This window comes from Nocardiopsis sp. CC223A (genome assembly GCF_030766825.1).
Lineage (GTDB): Bacteria > Actinomycetota > Actinomycetes > Streptosporangiales > Streptosporangiaceae > Nocardiopsis.
This window is the reverse complement of the sequence record NZ_JASFDV010000028.1, coordinates 1-16,325: the sequence shown is the minus strand read 5'-3', so window position 1 is coordinate 16,325 and position 16,325 is coordinate 1. Positions and strand designations below refer to the sequence as shown.

15 protein-coding genes and 1 pseudogene are annotated in these 16,325 nt (G+C 72.9%); 7 read left to right on the top strand and 9 right to left on the bottom strand.

All coding sequences use genetic code 11. From position 1 onward, the window contains the following. The first annotated feature begins 249 nt into the window (after window positions 1–249). Window positions 250–1,101, top strand: a complete 852-nt coding sequence (locus QJS33_RS13655) for a metallophosphoesterase (RefSeq protein ID WP_306368331.1) — start codon at window positions 250–252, stop codon at window positions 1,099–1,101. A 225-nt stretch (window positions 1,102–1,326) separates the two neighbouring features. On the opposite strand, the gene QJS33_RS13650 is transcribed toward QJS33_RS13655, so the two are convergent. Continuing rightward, window positions 1,327–1,938, bottom strand: coding sequence for a TetR/AcrR family transcriptional regulator (locus QJS33_RS13650; protein WP_306368330.1), 612 nt, complete (start codon window positions 1,936–1,938; stop codon window positions 1,327–1,329). A 133-nt stretch (window positions 1,939–2,071) separates the two neighbouring features. Between QJS33_RS13650 and QJS33_RS13645 the strand changes: the two genes are divergently transcribed. After that, on the top strand, window positions 2,072–2,980 hold the full coding sequence (locus QJS33_RS13645; protein WP_306368329.1) for a chlorophyllase: 909 nt from the start codon (window positions 2,072–2,074) through the stop codon (window positions 2,978–2,980). 363 nt (window positions 2,981–3,343) lie between these two features. On the opposite strand, the gene QJS33_RS13640 is transcribed toward QJS33_RS13645, so the two are convergent. Together QJS33_RS13640 and QJS33_RS13635 are read right to left on the bottom strand one after the other, a co-directional pair. Continuing rightward, a complete protein-coding gene (locus QJS33_RS13640; protein ID WP_306368328.1) occupies window positions 3,344–4,561 on the bottom strand; it encodes a DUF418 domain-containing protein in 1,218 nt (405 codons plus the stop codon). A 38-nt stretch (window positions 4,562–4,599) separates the two neighbouring features. Further along, window positions 4,600–5,316: an NAD(P)-dependent oxidoreductase gene (locus QJS33_RS13635; protein WP_306368327.1), complete on the bottom strand. Its 717-nt coding sequence runs from the start codon at window positions 5,314–5,316 to the stop codon at window positions 4,600–4,602. A gap of 91 nt (window positions 5,317–5,407) precedes the next feature. On the opposite strand from QJS33_RS13635, the gene QJS33_RS13630 reads away from it, so the two are divergent. From QJS33_RS13630 to QJS33_RS13620, 3 genes are all read left to right on the top strand, one after another. Further along, window positions 5,408–6,106, top strand: a complete 699-nt coding sequence (locus tag QJS33_RS13630; protein WP_306368326.1) for a TetR/AcrR family transcriptional regulator — start codon at window positions 5,408–5,410, stop codon at window positions 6,104–6,106. 260 nt (window positions 6,107–6,366) lie between these two features. After that, window positions 6,367–7,119, top strand: coding sequence for a GntR family transcriptional regulator (locus QJS33_RS13625; RefSeq protein ID WP_306368325.1), 753 nt, complete (start codon window positions 6,367–6,369; stop codon window positions 7,117–7,119). A gap of 418 nt (window positions 7,120–7,537) precedes the next feature. After that, on the top strand, window positions 7,538–8,680 hold the full coding sequence (locus tag QJS33_RS13620) for an undecaprenyl-diphosphate phosphatase (RefSeq protein ID WP_306368324.1): 1,143 nt from the start codon (window positions 7,538–7,540) through the stop codon (window positions 8,678–8,680). Window positions 8,681–8,740: 60 nt separating this feature from the next. Here QJS33_RS13620 and QJS33_RS13615 read toward each other — a convergent pair whose 3' ends face one another. Further along, entirely contained in the window at window positions 8,741–9,844 is a 1,104-nt protein-coding gene (locus QJS33_RS13615; RefSeq protein ID WP_306368323.1) for a nitronate monooxygenase family protein, read from the bottom strand. Then, on the bottom strand, window positions 9,841–10,440 hold the full coding sequence (locus QJS33_RS13610; RefSeq protein WP_306368322.1) for a flavodoxin family protein: 600 nt from the start codon (window positions 10,438–10,440) through the stop codon (window positions 9,841–9,843). Before QJS33_RS13610 ends, QJS33_RS13615 begins: the two co-directional genes overlap by 4 nt. A 141-nt stretch (window positions 10,441–10,581) precedes the next feature. Between QJS33_RS13610 and QJS33_RS13605 the strand changes: the two genes are divergently transcribed. Beyond that, window positions 10,582–11,178 carry a TetR/AcrR family transcriptional regulator gene (locus QJS33_RS13605; RefSeq protein ID WP_306368321.1) on the top strand — a complete coding sequence of 199 codons (597 nt, stop codon included), beginning with the start codon at window positions 10,582–10,584 and terminating at the stop codon, window positions 11,176–11,178. A 322-nt stretch (window positions 11,179–11,500) separates the two neighbouring features. Here the strand turns inward: QJS33_RS13605 and QJS33_RS13600 are convergent, their stop codons facing one another. After that, window positions 11,501–12,220, bottom strand: coding sequence for a spermidine synthase (locus QJS33_RS13600; RefSeq protein ID WP_306368320.1), 720 nt, complete (start codon window positions 12,218–12,220; stop codon window positions 11,501–11,503). Between the two features lie 248 nt (window positions 12,221–12,468). Here QJS33_RS13600 and QJS33_RS13595 point away from each other — a divergent pair, with 248 nt between their 5' ends. Beyond that, window positions 12,469–12,732: a hypothetical protein gene (locus QJS33_RS13595; RefSeq protein ID WP_306368319.1), complete on the top strand. Its 264-nt coding sequence runs from the start codon at window positions 12,469–12,471 to the stop codon at window positions 12,730–12,732. Between the two features lie 79 nt (window positions 12,733–12,811). Here QJS33_RS13595 and QJS33_RS13590 read toward each other — a convergent pair whose 3' ends face one another. The 3 genes and pseudogenes from QJS33_RS13590 to QJS33_RS13580 form a co-directional block, all read right to left on the bottom strand. Further along, window positions 12,812–14,311, bottom strand: a complete 1,500-nt coding sequence (locus tag QJS33_RS13590; protein ID WP_306368318.1) for a SulP family inorganic anion transporter — start codon at window positions 14,309–14,311, stop codon at window positions 12,812–12,814. Window positions 14,312–14,751: 440 nt separating this feature from the next. Then, a complete protein-coding gene (locus QJS33_RS13585; protein ID WP_306368317.1) occupies window positions 14,752–15,936 on the bottom strand; it encodes an MFS transporter in 1,185 nt (394 codons plus the stop codon). A gap of 154 nt (window positions 15,937–16,090) precedes the next feature. Then, window positions 16,091–16,325, bottom strand: a pseudogene (locus tag QJS33_RS13580) (peptide chain release factor 3); the annotation flags it as partial.

The following is a 16,325-nucleotide window of genomic DNA, read 5'->3' as shown; positions in this document are numbered from 1 at the left end:
CCAGGTTCGTGACCTGCGCAGACGCATCCGCCGCCGGGATGCTTCCGGGTGTCGCCTTCGACGGCGCCGGGGCCCGGGACCCGTGATCTTCGTCGGTGTCCGGGAAACGGCCACACGGGGGTCGACGCGCATTCGCCCGCCGCCGGGCCACCGTCATCCGGCGTTCACCGGGGTCGCCGACGCTGAGGTGTGCAACGAGATGCCATGAACGGCTGATCTCACGGAACGAGAATCCACGGCGGTGGTCCCATGCCCTCTCCCGTTCACACCATCATCCAGCTCAGCGATGTCCACATCGTCGGCGCGGGCGAGCCCCTGCACGGCCAGGACACGGTCGACCACCTGGCGACGGCGCTGCGATCCGTCGAGGAGGCGGGGATCCCCCTCTCCGCCCTGTTGCTGTCCGGCGACCTCGCCGACGCGGGCGACCCGCGCTCCTACGAGATCCTGCGCGAGGCGGTTGAACCCGTGGCCGAGCGCCTGGGCGTCCCGGCCCTGTACATGATGGGCAACCACGACGAACGCGGGGCGCTGCGCGCGGGCCTGCTGGACGAACCCGGCTCCGACGCGCCCCTGTACTACGTCCACCGGATCGGCGGTCTGCGGATCGTCGTCCTGGACAGCACGGTGCCCGGCCACCACCACGGCGAACTCGGGGAGGAACAGCTGGAGTGGCTGCGCGAGGAGCTGGCCTCGCCGGCTCCCGAGGGCACGGTCCTGGGCCTGCACCACTCCCCGATCCCCTCGCCGCTCCCCCTGATGGACCCGCTGGGGCTGCGCTCCCCCGAGAAGCTCGCCGACGTCCTGCGCGGCAGCGACGTGCGCATGGTGCTGTCCGGGCACGCCCACCACCCGGCCGCCGGGGCCTTCGCCGGGATCCCGGCGTGGATCTCGGGGGCGCTCGCCTACTCCGGTGACACGCTCGCCCCGAAGAACGCCACCCGCGGGTTGGCGGGTTCGGCCTTCACCCGGGTCGACGTGTACCCGGACGCCGTGGTGGCCTCCTCCGTTCCGCTGGTGCGGGCGGGGACCGGGGCCCTCTACGAGATCGACGCCGAGCAGCTGGACTCGTGGGCCCCCGTGCCGGAGACGGACGGCTGACCTCCCCCGGCCGACCGCGAGGGGCGTTCGGCGGCGCGGGATGTGCGGCTCCACGGCGCCCGGGGGCGCTCCGGACCGCGGGCCGACGGACCCTCCATCACCCACGCACACCCGGGTCGGACCACTGACCTCCCCCGGCCGACCGCGAGGGGCGTTCGGCGGCGCGGGATGTGCGGCTCCACGGCGCCCGGGGGCGCTCCGGACCGCGGGCCGACGGACCCTCCATCACCCACGCACACCCGGGTCGGACCGCCGCCGGTCCCCGCGCAGGCCGGCCAGGAGCACGCCGACCATGCGCTCGGCGTCGTAGCCGGGGTCGGACTCGGCACCGGCGCAGAGGTTGCCGATGGCGCGCATCAGCTGGTACCCGCCGATCCCGGCGGTGATCTGCCCGGCGTCCTCCGCGGCGCGGAGGATCTCCCCGCAGACGGGCACGAGCCGGTCCAGGAAGGAGGCGTGCAGGGCCTGGAATCCGGCGCTGTCGCCCTGCATGGCGGCGGCGAGGCCGTGCTTGGTGACCAGGAACCCCACGAAGAGCCCGGACCACTCCACCAGCGCGTCGTAGGGGGTGTCCGAGGTGGCCAGCAGTCGGGGCCCGGCCTCGGCGCAGGCCTCGATCTGGTGGCGGTAGACGGCGGTGACCAGGTCGGCCCGGGTCGGGAAGTGGCGGTAGACGGTGCCCATGCCGACGCCCGCGCGGGCGGCGATCGCGCGCACGGGGGCGTCGACGCCGGACTCGACGAAGACGGCGGCCGCGGCGTCCAGCAGGACCTGCTCGTTGCGCCGGGCGTCGGCCCGCTTGCGCGGTGCGCCGCCCCCCTGTTCCTGATCCGTCACCGTTCCCCGCTCCTTTCCCGTGCAGCCTTGTTAAACGGAGCGATGTTCCGTATATTCAATCGGAGCATCGTTCCGCTTGTTCATTGTGGCACGGACCGCACCGTCTCCGCCGTGCCCGCCGAAGGGAATCCCCATGAGCGACCCGACCCCGGTCATCTCCATCCGACCCGTCGTCCTGCCCGCCCCCGAACGCGGCGCGGACCTGCACGTCCGCGTGTCCGCACCCGCTACGGGCACCGGCCCCCTGCCGGTCGTCGTCTTCTCGCACGGGTTCGGGGAGTCGATGGACGGCTACGCGCCGCTGGCCGACCACTGGGCCGCGAACGGGTTCGCCGTGGTCCAGCCCACCCACCTCGACTCCCGGAGACTCGGGCTCGCCCCCGACGACCCCCGCACACCGGAGATCTGGCGCATCCGCGTGGCCGACCTCGGCCGGATCCTCGACCACCTCGACGTTCTGGAGGCCGCCGTCCCCGGCCCGACCGGGCGGTTGGACCGCGACCGCATCGCCGCCGCGGGCCACTCCTGGGGAGCCCAGACCGTCGGGACCCTGCTGGGCGCGCGGGTACTGGACTCCGGCGGCGTGCCGGGAGAGGACCTGGCCGACCCGCGTGTCAAGGCGGGCGTGCTGCTCGCCGCGGCCGGACGCGGTGGTGACGCGCTCACACCGTTCGCCGCCGAGCACCTCCCGTTCATGAACCCGGACTTCACCGGGATGACCGCGCCCGCCCTGGTCGTGGCGGGGGACGACGACCACTCACAGCTCTCCGTGCGGGGGCCGGACTGGTGGACCGACGCGTACCACCTGAGCCCGGGGCGCAAGAGCCTGTTGACGCTGTTCGGCGCGCATCACTCCCTGGGCGGGGTGTCGGGGTACGGCGCGGCGGAGACGACCGACGAGTCCCCGGAGCGGGTCGCCCTGATCCGGCACCTGACCACCGCCTACCTGCACGACGCGCTCGGTGTGGAGCCCGACTCCTGGAAGCGGGAGTGCGCGGCCCTGGAGGGTTCCCCGCTGGGCCGCCTCGAATCCAAGGGGTAGGCGGGGACCGGCGGATGGATGTCCGTCCTCCCCGGCGGCCGTACACGCCGCCGGGGAGGCGTCATGTCCCGTGGAGTGGTGTGGGAACAACGCGGTTGTTCCCACAAGAACGAATCGCCGACCAGCGCGTCGTCACCTCTGGGGCTCTGGAGCCGAACGGAGTCGCACCACTCGGTGGGACACCGTCCGGGGAGGCGTTCGCCGTCGGCGGGGGGACGGCGGACACGCCCTGACCTCCCCCCGGTGGGAGGTCAGGGCGCCATGGGGGTCGCGGACGGGTTCCTGTCACGGTAGGCCAGGACACGCAACAGCCACTCCGCAGGGCCGCGCCGCCCCGCCCGTTCCAGGGCCGTTGCCGGGAGGTCAGGGCGCCATGGGGGTCGCGGACGGGTTCCTGTCACGGTAGGCCAGGACACGCAGCAGCCACTCCGCAGGGCCGCGCCGCCCCGCCCGTTCCAGGGCCGTTGCCAGGCCCACCGAGACGGACCAGGTCACGACCGCCAGCAGTGCGGCCTGCCACTGCGTGAGGACGCCGCCGAGCCCCAGGCCCCAGGCGCACAGCACGGGCGCGAAGACCACCGACTGGAACAGGTAGCAGGACAGGGACCTCTTGCCCACGGCCGTCAGCGCGAACGCGAGCGGGCCGGGGCCCCGGAAGGCCGCGATCCGTGCCGCGGCGAGGGCGATCAGCGCCGCGTAGCCGAGCGCGGCGAACAGCCCGGTGAACCCGTTGAGCAGGAGCGGCGCCCACTCGGGCAGGTCCCACAGGCCGTGGTGGACCAGGGCGGACGGGACGGCCCCGGCCCACCCGGCGGCGATGCCGAGGACCGCCGTGCGCACCAGCAGCGGCCGGTGCGCCCCCGGGTCCTCCAGCACCCGGTGCCGCGCGCAGACGATCGCGACGAGGACCGCGATCGGCACCACGAGTCCGAGCACCCCCTGCCCCACGGTCACGACGGCCCACGTCTGGAGCCGGGGCAGGACGGACGCGGCGTACGGCGTGATCTCGGCGAGCTGCGGCACCGCCCCCGAGGGCAGGCCGGAGCCCTGCCCCGGGACGAGGGCCCCCGCCGCCGTCACGGCCGCGGCCGCGAGGCCGAGCAGGCAGGCGAGCCCGACGGCCCACGCCACGAGGGTCCTGCTCGCGCGGCGGAGGAAGAGCCAGGCCACGAGGAGTCCGACGAGGCCGTAGGCGCCCAGGACGTCCCCGTACCAGAGCAGCGCGGCATGGACAGCGCCGAAGGCGATCATCCAGAGGTGGCGCGACCGGAGCAGGCGGAGCGCCGACGCCTCGTCCGGCGCCCTCTCCCGCTGCCGGGTGTAGAGCTGCCAGATGCCGTATCCGAAGAGGAAGGCGAACAACGGGTAGCTCCGCCCGTCGATCGCGACGATCGCGACGGTCTGCCACAGGGCGTCGAGGCCGGTGGCGCCGGTGCGGTGGGCGCTGACGCCGGAGGTCGCCGCGCCGTAGAGGAACCATGGCACGTTGGCCAGGGCGATGGACAGGAGCATGACCCCGCGGGCGAGGTCGGGGGCGAGGGCGCGTCCGCCGGAACGGGGCGCGAGGGCTTGGTCGGTCATGGTGTCCGTTCCCGTGGGTGCGGCGCGGGCGCCGGGATCTAGGGGGTCTCTTCCGCGGCGGAGGCGCCGCCGTCGGCGGCGTGCGCCAGGGCGCTGGGCGACAGGCGGCCGACGATGGCGGGCGCCTCACGGACGAGGGTGTCGTCGGTGAGCGCCTCCACCATGAACAGCGCGAAGTCCACCCGGCGGGTCAGGTTGCTCTCCAGCACCGGGTCCCCGACGTGGCGGCTCCACACGGGCAGCCCCTGGCTCTCGCCCTCCTCCAGGTCGCTCCCCCGGACCAGGGTCCACCGCCGGTCGCTGGCGAAGATCCGGCGGCCGGCCTCCACCTGGTCGTCGATCTCGACGGCGCGCAGGAGGCGGGCCAGCACGGTGACCACGCGCACGGTGGCCCTGAACTTCCTGGAGTACCGGTCGTGTTCGTCCCGGGCGACGTGCCAGCCGCAGGAGAAGACCAGCCGCGCGTCGGGTTCGGCGAGGTCGAGCACCGCCTGCGCCGTGCCCGACGAGTACTGCCGCACGCCCCAGGGCACCAGCACGGTCAGCACCCCGTCGCATCCGGCGACCGCCCGCCGGATCACCTCCCGGTCGTTCGTGTCCCCGGGGACAATCGTGATCCGGTCGGCGAAGTCCGCGAGTTTGGGGACGCTGCGCTCGCGGCAGACGCCCACGACCTCGTATCCGCGGTCCAGCGCGTGGCCGACCATGTACCGCCCGAGCTTGCCCGAGGCGCCGATGATGCACACCTTCCGCATGGTCCTGAACTCCTTTGAACAGCTGCACTGACTTACGACGTAAGTAACGTTATACTTACCTCGTAAGTTTCGGCAAGACCCGAGGAGGACCATGGCCGGACGCGGACGCCCCAAGCGCCCCCAACTGAGCCGGGAGCGGGTGGTCACCGCCGCGATCGCCCTGGCCGACGACAAGGGCGAGGCCGGGGTCACCATGCGGGCCGTCGCGGGTCGACTGGGCGTCGAGGCGATGTCGCTCTACAACCACGTGGCCAACCGGGAGGCCCTCCTCGACGGGATGGTCGACGCGGTGTTCGCCGAGATCGACCTCCCCGACCCCGCCGCGGACTGGCGGTCCGCCGTGCGCGACCGGGCCGCCTCCGCCCGCGCCGCGCTGCGCCGCCACCCCTGGGCGGTCGGCCTGCTGGACTCCCGTACCGACCCCGGCCCGGCGACGCTGCGCCACCACGACACCGTCCTGGGCATCCTGCGGTCCCAGGGCTTCTCCGTGACCCTGGCCATGCGCGCGGTGTCCGTGATCGACAGCTACGTGTACGGGTTCGTCATGCAGGAGCTGAGCCTGCCCTTCACCGATCGCGAGGGCCTGGCCGAGGTCGCGGGTGGCATCCTGGACGGCCCCCTGGGCCGGGCCCACCCCCACCTGGCCGAGGTCATCGCCGCCCAGGCCGGGGCCGGGGACTACGACCCCGACGAGGACTTCGCCTTCGGACTCTCGCTCATCCTCGGCGCCCTCCACCCCGACGGGGGGTCGGCGGCGGCCGAGCGCGGGGGCGGGGGCGGTCGGCGGTAGCGCCGCCGCGGCCGGTCCCGCGATGATCCGGTCGAGGATGGGGAACCCGGCACCGGCGGGCACCCCCCGAGGACCGGGCCGATGACACCCGCGGCGGCGATCGCGCCGACCTGCACGGCGGTGCGCGACAGGCCCGGCGCCGCCCCATCCGCTCGGCGGGACGGCGGGGCCCGGCCACGCCGATTCCAGTTTTGATATTTCAAGTTTGTCAAAAATGACAAAACGGCGTGCGGAGATTCGGAGTCCGCTATCGTCGGGGCATGACCGGCAGGCAGTTGCGCACCTTGACCACCGAGACGCTGGCCGATCGCACCTACAGGGCGGTGCGCGACGCCATCAGGTCGGGGGAGCTCGGCCCCGGGGAGAAGATCACCGAACGCGGGCTCGCCGAACGCCTGTCCGTGAGCCCGACCCCGGTGCGCGACGCCATCCGGCGGCTGGAGCGGGAAGGTCTGCTCGACCGCGTCGGACCCCGCACCACCATCGTCTCGGCCCTGGAGGACACCGCGGTCCAGGACCTGGCCGAAGTCGAGGGCGCACTGCGCGGCCTGGTCGCCCGCTTCGCCGCGCGCCACGCCTCCGACGCCCAGCTGGACCGGCTCGACGGCATCCTCGACGAGGCCGACGACCTGCTGATCCTCATCCAGCGGCGCAGCTCCCAGGGGCGCTCCGTCGACGACTACATCGGCGCCCTGCTCGACACCGTGCAGCAGTTCAACGACACGGTGGACACCTGCGCGAACAACCCCGTCCTGGTGGGGCTCGTGGAACAGACGCGCGTCTTCTCCAGGGCCGAGCACCGCACCCGCCTGCTGGAGCACGTCTCCGCCGGGGACCTGTCCGCCCTGGACCGCTACACCTACCACCGCGCCCTGGTCCGCGCCCTGCGGGACCGGGACGCGGAGGCGGCGGAGCGGATCGTGACGGAGGACGCCCGCGAAGGGCTCGTCGGCCGACACCCCATCCCGGAGGCCGGGTCCGCCGCCGGGTCGGACGGCCGGGACCCCGCGTAGCGGGGCGGGGGCGACGGGCCGCGGTCAGGGATCGGCGCGCGCGAACCGGACCGCAACGGCACAGCCCACCGGCACGATCCACCCCGGCAGAACGAGCGCGCCCGGGCCCCGGTGAGCACGGTGCCGGCCGGGGCGGACGGCAGAGCCCCCGCCCGGTCCGGGAACCGCGGGGCGGGCGGCACCCCGGCTCCCCGCGCCCCGTGTCCGCCGTCCCTCCCGGGGCACACTATTCTTGCCTCTGACCAGGGCTCCGGGTCCTCGCCCGCCGCCCCCGGTCCACCACGGACGCGAACGGCGCCGCACCCCCCGGAGCCGTTCCCGGTCCCGTTCCCCCCGGGGACACGTCCCGGTGTACCCCGGTCACCCCCTGGTTTCCCACCCGGCGACGCCACCGTGACAACCCGGAGCAGACCCTGCCGTGTCCATTCTCGAAGCCATCGTTCTCGGCCTGGTCCAAGGCCTGACCGAATTCCTCCCGATCTCCTCCAGCGGGCACCTGCGCGTGGTGTCCGCGTTCTTCGGCTGGCCCGATCCCGGAGCCGCCTTCACCGCCGTCAGCCAGATCGGGACCGAACTGGCCGTCGTCATCTACTTCCGCCAACGGATCTGGGCGATCCTTTCCACCTGGACCAGGTCGCTGTTCGACCGCGGCCTGCGCGGCGACGTCAACGCCCGCATGGGCTGGTACGTCATCCTCGGCTCGATCCCGATCGTGGTGCTGGGGCTGCTGCTGGAGGACCAGATCGACGGCGTCTTCCGGGACCTGCGCCTGGTCGCGCTCAACCTCATCATCTTCGGCGTCTTCCTGGGTGTGGCGGACCGCTACTCCCGTAGGCACCGCACGCTGGATGACCTCAACATCCCGCGCGGCCTGGGCTTCGGCCTCTTCCAGGCCCTGGCCCTGATCCCCGGGGTCTCCCGCTCCGGCGGCACCATCACCGGCGGGATGCTGATGGGCTTCAACCGCAAGGACGCGGCCGAGTACGCCTTCCTGCTGGCCCTGCCCGCCGTGTTCGGCGCGGGCCTGTACAAGCTGACCGACATCGGCGACAACGAGTACGCCGGATGGGGTGCCACCATCGTGGGCACGGTCATCGCGGGCGTGATCGGGTTCGCGGTGATCGCCTGGCTGATGAAGTTCATCTCCACGCACAGCTTCATGCCGTTCGTCTACTACCGGGTGGGCCTGGGCATCGTCATCCTGGCCCTGGTGAGCTGGGGCGTGCTCGACCCGCAGGGCGGCGCGGAGTCGCAGGCGGGACGCGGCGAGGTCATCGCCGAGGAGCAGGCGCCGGAGCAGGAGGAGACCGAGGCCGCGCCGTCGGACGCGCCCTCCGCGGACCCCTCGGCCGCTCCTTCCGAGGAGGCCGGGGAGCAGGAGCAGGCCCCGCGGACCGACCCGGTGACCGGCTGGGAGATCGACGCCGCCTCCGGGCTGCCGCGCAACCCCGAGACGGGGCTGCTGCACGACCCGGACCTGGGCATGGACGTCGACTACGACCCCGCCACCGGGCTGGCCACCAACCCGATGACCGGCGAGCAGTACGACCCCACCCCCTGAACCGGGTCCGGTCCGGTGCGCAGCCCCCGGGCCCGCCGCCCAGCGGCGGGCCCGGTGACCTCACAACTGGGTTCCGAGCACCTCTCCGGCTCCGGCGACCAGCGCGGACAGGTACTCTCCGGCGCCCTCACCGGAGGCGAGCAGGGCCGACTGGCCCGACCACAGGTTGAGCCGGTCCGCCCGCCCCGAGTCCGCGGCCCGCGCCCGGATCGGCAGCATCAGGTTGTTCTGCCCGGGATAGGGCGGGACCCGGTCCTCCGCGTCGGCCAGTCCACGCACCAGCGCGTTGGCGATCCCCCGGGCCGGGCGTCCGGAGAAGAGCCGGGTCAGCACGGTGGTCCGCGCCTGCTCCGAGGCGAGCGCCTCCCGGTGCACCGGACTCGCGCCGGACTCCGGGGTCCGGAGGAAGCCGGTCCCCACCTGGACGCCGTCGGCGCCCAGGGTCAGGGCCGCGGCGACTCCGCGCCCGTCGGCGATCCCGCCCGCGGCGACCACGGGGACGGACGCGGACACGGCATCGCGCACCTGGGGGACCAGCGAGAACGTGCCGACCAGCGACTCGCGCACGGGTGCCAGGAAGGAACCGCGGTGTCCTCCCGCGTCACTGCCCGACGCCACGACGACGTCGCATCCGGCCTCCTCCAGCACCACCGCCTCGGCCACCGTCGTGGCGGTGCCGACGACGACCGCCCCGGCGCTCCGGGCGGCCTCGACCAGTCGTCGGGGCGGCGGCCCCATGACGACACTGATCACCGGTGGCCGGGCCGCGAGAACGGCGTCGAGCTGGGCGTCGAAGTCCGGGTGCGCGTTGGCCGCTTCGAGATCCGGCGGGGTGAGGCCGAACTCGGCGTAGTGGGCGGCCAGGCGGTCGGTGTGGACGGCCAGGACCGCGGCGTCGGGGACGGGGCGCTCCTCCTCGGCCCGCGGCACCCACAGGTTGACGGCGAAGGGCTCCGACGTGGCGGCCCTGATCCGCCCCACCAGGGGGCCGATGTCCTCGGGCGCCATGGCGTGGACACCGTAGGATCCCAGGCCGCCGGCCCCGGAGACCGCGGCGGTCAGCCCGACCGAGGACAGACCGCCGCCGAAGGGGCCCTGGACGACGGGATAGCGGATGCCGAGGACGCCGGTGAGGCGGGCCCCGGGCCTGCGCGCGGTCCTCACACCGCCACCGCCGCGCGCCCGTGCTCGAACCGCAGCGCCGCCTGCGCCACCCTGGCGCCCAGGTGCTCGGCGGTGCGCAGGTCGCTGTCCGCGGGGGCGCGGTCCGCGCCCAGGTCGGCGGAGGACTGGGCCATCGCCCCGGTGGACCCGCCGAGCCGGTTGAGGTCGTCGCGGCCTCCCCCGCTCAGGTACTCACCGCCGGGGAGCAGGACGAGCGGCACCCAGACCATGCCGTGTTGGGCGGCGAGCACCATGAGCGCGCCGAGGGCGTTGTCCTTGTTGCCGTTGGTGCCGGCGGAATTGGTGAACCCGGCGGCGAGCTTGTCCTGCCACCCCCTGCGCTGCCAGATGGGGGAGGTGGCCTCGGCGAAGGCCTGGAAGGCGGCGGAGGGGGCGCCCATGTAGGTGGGGGCGCCGAAGACGATGGCGTCGGCGGTGTCGAGCGCGGGCCAGAGCCGGTCGTCGAGGTCGGTGACGTCGTGCAGCGAGGCCTGGGCCCCGTCGGTGAGACCGGCTCCGCGGGCGACGGCCTCGGCCTGGCGGGCGGTGTGGCCGAAGCCGCTGTGGAAGGCGACGGCGACGCGGACGTGGGGCATGGGGAATCGTTCCCTCTCCGGGGTCTAATGGGCCGGGGGCGTCCCGGCGGAACCACCATAGACGACCGGTCAACTATTTTGCAACGGCCCGCCGGGCCAGCGGATTCCACCGATAGTTGACCGTTCGTATACCCTCTGCCCATGGGACGTACCAGCGACGCCAGGGACCGGATCCTCGACTCCTCCCGAAGGCTCATGCGCACCCGCGGGTACACCGCCCTCGGAGTGGCCGAGATCTGCTCCGAGGCGGGCGTCAAGAAGGGGAGCTTCTACCACTTCTTCGACTCCAAGCAGGCCCTGACCGTGGAGACGGTGGAGGAGCACTGGGCGCAGGAGCGGCGGGCCCTGAAGGAGGCGCTGGACGGCGCCGACGACCCCCTGGAGCGGCTGCGGACACTGGTCGAGCACCTGATGGGCGTCCAGCGCGCCGACCACCGCGACTCCGGGACGATCCACGGCTGCCTGTACGGCAACCTGGCCCTGGAGGTGAGCGGCCGGGAACCCGAGGTGCGCGAGCGGCTGGCCGCGGTGTTCGAGGAGCAGATCGCCATGGTCGCCGACCTGATCGCCCAGGGCCGCGGGGCGGGACTCCTCGGCGGGGACGGGGCGGAGCACGCACTGGCCGCGACACTGGTCGCGCAGATCGAGGGCACGGTGCTGCTGGCCCGGGTGCGCAACGACCCCGCACTCCTGGACGGGGCGTGGCCGGGGGTCGAACGGCTGCTGGGAATCGCCTGACACCCGGTACCCGGATCACCGTTCGCGCGACCGGACGGGACCGGTCCGGCGCCGGGCCGGGGAGCACCCGCACCCGGCGCGGACACGACCTCGACGGGTACGGGGCGCAGGCCGCCCCGCGAGCACTCCGAGACCAGCCGTGCCCTGGACCGCGTCCAGGAGCCGGTCTCCGGCCGGGACGCCGGCACCGGCCCGGTGCGCGAGGAGGTGGGGCACCCGGCCGCGCGGGTGGAGGCCCGGATCGTGGACGCGCTCGGCTCCTACGGGCCCGTGGCCCTCTGACCCGCCCGTTGGCCGGGAGGCATCCGCCCGGAGCGGCCGGTCACGAGGTGGCGAGGTAGACCGTGTTGGCGGCCTCGCGCCCCTGTAGGGGGTTGGGGAAGCGGACCACTTCGGCACGGACCTCGGGGAAGACCTCGGCCAGCAGCGAGGTGAACTCCCCGTCCGGCGCGTCGTTGGACCACAGGGCGAAGACCCCGCCCGGCACGAGGAGGCGCTCGGACAGGCGGCGCAGTCCGGCGGCGGTGTACAGGTCCGCGTGGCCGGGATGGAGCAGGTGGCGCGGAGAGTGGTCGATGTCGACGATGACGGCGTCGAAGGGCTCCGCTCCCACCTGCGGGCCGGCCGCCGAGCCGCCGCCGACCAGGGCGAAGAAGTCGCCGTGCGCCAGGCGGCACCGGGAGTCGGCGACCAGTGCGGCGCCGGAGGGGATCAGCCCCTCGCGGTGCCAGTCGATGACCTCGGCCAGAGCGTCGACGACGACGAGTTCGGCCACGTCCGGGGAGTCGAGCACCGCCTGGGCGGTGTACCCCAGCCCCAGGCCGCCCACCAGGACGCGCAGGCCCTCCTTCCCGGCCGGTTCGGCCAGGGCCAGTCGGGCCAGGGCGATCTCGGCCGCGGTGAACAGGCTCGACATCAGGAAGTCGTCGTCGAGTTTGATCTCGTAGACGTCCTTCCGGACGAGGGGATCGTACCGGCGGCGCAGGCTGAGCTCGCCCAGTGGCGTCGCGCGCCAGGCCAGTTCCTCGAAACGGGCAGCCATGCCGCCTCCTACTCGTCGACTTCGGGAAGGGCCGGCCGCCTCCGGACCGGGTATCGACCCCTCCCTCGGCACCGGCGGCTCTTCGGCACCCCTGCGCACAGGAGTCGGCCTCGGAACACATGATTACCCTAACGTAAGAGTAATATTGTGCCGGTCCGTCGCCCTTCTCCTCCCCTGGTCGGAATGCGCCCGTCCCGGCGGAGAGGTCGGCCGCCACCGCCGCCCGGACTCCGCCGACACGATGGGATGTGGCCACCGTGGCCCACCGCCGCAGCGCGGACCTCTCACTGCTCCAGAGGACGTTCGTCGCCGTGGGCGACGAGCTCACCGGACGCTACGTCGCCCTGCACGACGAGGCCCGGGACGAACAGGAGAAGCAGTGCTGGATGGACCGGGTGATCGACGTGCGCGAGCGGAAGAGGTCGGTGGCGGCGACCGACCGCGAGGCGCTGAACCGCTGCATCGAGGAATGGTCCCGGACCCTGGAGGTCCTGCGCTCCATCGCCCCGTGAACACCGCGCCGTTCACGTTGCCGCAGAGCGGCGGGGGCCGCCGGAACCTCCGACGACCCCCGCCCGCGATGCCCCGGTGTCAGTGACCGCCGGTCAGAGTGCCCGTCAGCTCGTTGTGGAGCTTGCTGCTGGACTCGTTGAGGCCGGTGACCTCGACCTCGACCCCGTGCCCGCGGAAGTGCTCGCTGACGCGGTCCAGTGCGGCGACGGCGGAGGAGTCCCAGACGTGGGCGCCGGACATGTCCACCACGACCTTCTTCAGACCCTGCTCGGTGTAGTCGAACCGGTTGACCAGCTCACCGCTGGAGGCGAAGAAGACCTCGCCGTTGACCGAGTACACCCGGGTGCCGCCCTCGGGGTCCAGGACGCTGGTGATGTCGGCCTGCATGGCGGCCTTGCTGGCGAACAGCATCATCGACACGACGACCCCGGCGATCACACCCAGCGCGAGGTTGTGGGTGATCACGACGACGACCACCGTGATGACCATGACCAGGGTCTCGCTCCAGGGCATGCGCCTGAGCGTGGCCGGGGCGATGCTGTGCCAGTCGAAGGTCACCGCGGACACGAAGATCATCACCGCGACCAGGGCGGCCATGGGGATGAGGCCGACGATGTCGCCCAGCCCCACGCACAGGATGATCAGGAACAGGCCGGCCAGGAAGGTGGAGACGCGGGTGCGGGCGCCGGAGGAGACGTTGATCATGGTCTGCCCGATCATCGCGCAGCCCGCCATGCCGCCGAACAGCCCGACGAGGATGTTGGCCATGCCCTGGCCGCGGGCCTCGCGACCGTGGTTCGAGGTGGTCTCGGTGCGGTCGTCGACGACCTTGGCGGTCATCAGCGACTCCATGAGGCCGACCAGGGCCAGGGTGAGGGCGTAGGGTGCGATGAGGACCAGGGTGTCCAGGGTGAAGGGCACGTCCGGGATCAGCGGGACGGGGAAGGCGTCGGGCAGTTCGCCCTCGTCGCCCACGGTGCGGGTGGAGATCCCCATGGAGATCGTCGCGACGGTGAGCACGACGATCGCGACCAGCGGCGCGGGCACGGCCTTGGTCAGGTAGGGGAGGCCGAAGATGATGCCCAGGCCGATGGCGACCATCACGTACACGGGGATGTCGAAGTCGGCCAGGTAGGGCATCTGGGACAGGAAGATGAGGATGGCCAGGGCGTTGATGAACCCGGTCATCACGCTGGGCGGCACGAACCGCATCAGCTTGGCCACCCCGGCCAGGCCCAGCCCGATCTGGATCAGCCCGGCCAGCAGGGTGGCGGCGATCAGGTGGTCGACGCCGTACTCGATGGACAGCGGGGCGGCCACCAGGGCCATGGCGCCGGTGGCGGCGGAGATCATCGCCGGACGCCCGCCCAGGAAGGCGATCGAGACCGCCATGACGAAGGACGCGTACAGGCCCACGCGGGGGTCGACCCCGGCGATGAGGGAGAACGCGATGGCCTCGGGGATCAGTGCCAGCGCGACGACGAGTCCGGCGAGCACGTCCGCGCGCAGTTGCGCCGCGGCCGGGATCCGGGACTTCAGCGACCGGGGATTCTTCACGGGCAGATTCATGGAACCCATCAGGTTTCGGGCAGCCCACAGCAAGGACCGCGGTGTTCGGGTCAGGTGTTCGGCGACGGCGCGAACGAACGCGCCCGCGGCTCGCACAGCCGCTGTGTGCTCGGATTCCTGGTCCGGTTCGGCGCTCGTGGCGCCCCGGGCACGGCCTCGTCGCCGCAGACCCGACCGTGCCCCTGGGGCAGGTCGGGAAGCAGACGGCCGTCCCGCGTTCAGGCGCGGGGAACGACCTGGAACGAACTTACCCTTACGTGAGGGTTCGAGTCACGTAGAGCGACTGAGGCAACTATCACAACGGGGACATTCGCGGGATTCATCCAGGTCATTCGTGTGGTATGGGTGACAGCCGCATTTCCGGCGGATAACCCAAAGTGATTTCTTGGGTGTGGCCATCGGATGTTCACATCGGTGTCCGTCCCAGGTGGCCGTGGGCGTTGGGGCGTTCAGTCGGCGGGGAACCGCGGTGTGCGGGCGAAGCACACGGCGACCGCCACACAAGTGCACAGCAGTGCCAGGGCCATGACGCCGGGCAGGTAGGAGCCCGCCCGGCCGTGGGCCAGGGACAGCAGGATGGGGCCGACCGCGGTGGAGGCGACCGCGACGGCCTGGGTCAGGCCGCGCAGGGTTCCCAGGCTCGCCGTCCCGAAGTAGAAGGGAAGGGCCGCACTCTCCACCGCACGGGCCCCCGAGGCCGCCGCGCCCAGTGCCGTGCCGTAGAGGAGCGCCCCCCAGCCCGGTGCGACGAACGGCAGCGCGGCCAGGGCCAGGCCGTGCATCGCCATGGCCGCGCACATCAGCGCCTTGGGGGAGAACCGGTCGGCGGCCGACCCGAACAGCAGCGCCGCGGCCAGCCCCGCCAGGGTCTGGGGCAGGAAGTTCGCCGCGGCCTGGACCGGGGTGAGCCCCTGCTCCCCCAGCAGCGAGACCTGGTGGAAGAACACGGCGGTGGCGACCAGGCCGCTGCACGCTATGGCACCTGCCAGCGCCCAGAACATCGAGGTCCGCACGATGGCCCGCAACGGCCGGAACGGTCCCTCCGCCCCCTGCCGCACCCCGTCCGCGGGGCCGGACTCCTCCCGGGCGGGGCGGGCGACCCCGCGCAGGCCCCACCAGGCCAGGGGGAGCACCACGGCCCAGATCAGCAGACCCTCCGCCAGGAAGGTGTAGCGCCAGCCCAGCACCGTGATCACCCGCTCGGCGAGCAGCGGGAAGAGCGAGATCCCGGCCGCGCCGAGCGAACTCGTCAACCCCAGCAGCACCCCCCGGTTGCGGGTGACCGAGAGCGCGACCGCGGTGGTCGAGATCATGCTCATACCGCCCTGGCCCAGGGCCCGCACACCGACGAACCCGGCCGTCAGCCCGACGAGCTCTTGGGCGCAGGCCAGCAGCCCGAGGAAGGCCCCGAAACCCAGGGCCACCAGCGCCAGGACCCGGCGGACCCCGAAGCGGTCCACCGCCCTGCCGATCCACGGCAGGGTCAGGGCCCCGGCCAGGGTGCCGACCATGTAGGCCAGCGAGACGGCGGAGCGGCCGACGCCCAGGTCGGTGATGACGTGGTCGACGAAGACGGCGATGCCCGCGGTCTGGCCGGGACCGCTCAGCGCGAGGACCAGGGCGGACGCCACCACGATCCGGGCGGTGGCGGATGTGTCCGCAGCGGGTGTGTTCGTGATGGAGGACGCGGAGGTCAGCGGGGCTCCTCGGTGATGGCGGGTCCGGTGCGCGCGCTCACGGCCGTGTCGCGGCGCGACACGGCGCCCCGGGACGGGCCGCGGTATCAGGTCAGTATTCCTCGTCCTCGATGACGCCGCCGGCCAGCAACGGTTCCATGAACAACGACGGATGATCACGCTCGATGACCCGCAACCGCCACTTGTTGTGCACCAACACCAGCAGTTCACCGTCGTTGCGGCGGCGCAGCACCTCGGCCCCCGAAAGACCATGCAGGACGGGCGCCGACACCTCATCGGTGCGCCGGGCCACCGAGTACTCCAGCGGCGACACCTCGACCGGACTG